Below are 662 nucleotides of genomic sequence, written 5' to 3'. Positions count from 1 at the left end.
TTGCTGGTGCTGTTTCAATCTTAACCTCAGGCTTAACTTCGGGTATGGCAACTACGTCTTGAGTAATTTTATCACTTTGTTTTGCCAGCTCATTTTTTGCCATTGACCACACAATTAAGTCGTGAATAGCATTGACGACTTGTATTTTTCCTTCATCAATCCTTGATAAAATACTCTTACCATCATCTGTAGGTTGCAGATTATAAGAAATCGTTGCTTGGTAGCTATTGGCAGCAGCAGATGAGACTTCAAACCCATTTTCTTCTAAAGCAAGCTCGACATTACTATCGTACCCTGCTTTCTTCATAGCCTCTTCCGCATCTTCAATGACGGTTACCGGTACATTTACTACGAAAGCTGCTTCACAGAAAACCTTGGTACTATTGGGATCTTGTTTTGAGGTTCGTACTTCTTTGATAGAGAAAGCAAGATTATTTATAGCTGCCCGAATTGCTGAAAGAGTAACGGTAGGATTGGTTGATTTAATCTCTTGCTCTACATCTTTAGTAAGTGCCGCGATAACATTGGATAAGCCTTCTTCGTTACTGCAATCCACTTTCTTGGTTTGACAAGCACTGAGCAAGACGCCTAACGCAAGTAAGATAGGTAATAGTGTGGCAGTTTTCAATGCTTGTCCTTCATAATTTATCAATATTGTTTAA

At 39.1% G+C, this 662-nt stretch carries 1 pseudogene; it reads right to left on the bottom strand.

What is annotated here, in order from left to right:
• Positions 1-628, bottom strand: a pseudogene (locus tag AAEY78_RS12260) (hypothetical protein); the annotation flags it as partial.
• Positions 629-662: the final 34 nt, after the last annotated feature.

Origin of the sequence: Psychrobacter sp. 16-MNA-CIBAN-0192 (assembly GCF_040309565.1) — a bacterium.
In the GTDB taxonomy this organism is placed as follows: domain Bacteria; phylum Pseudomonadota; class Gammaproteobacteria; order Pseudomonadales; family Moraxellaceae; genus Psychrobacter.
This window is presented reverse-complemented; position numbering and strand designations above follow the sequence as displayed.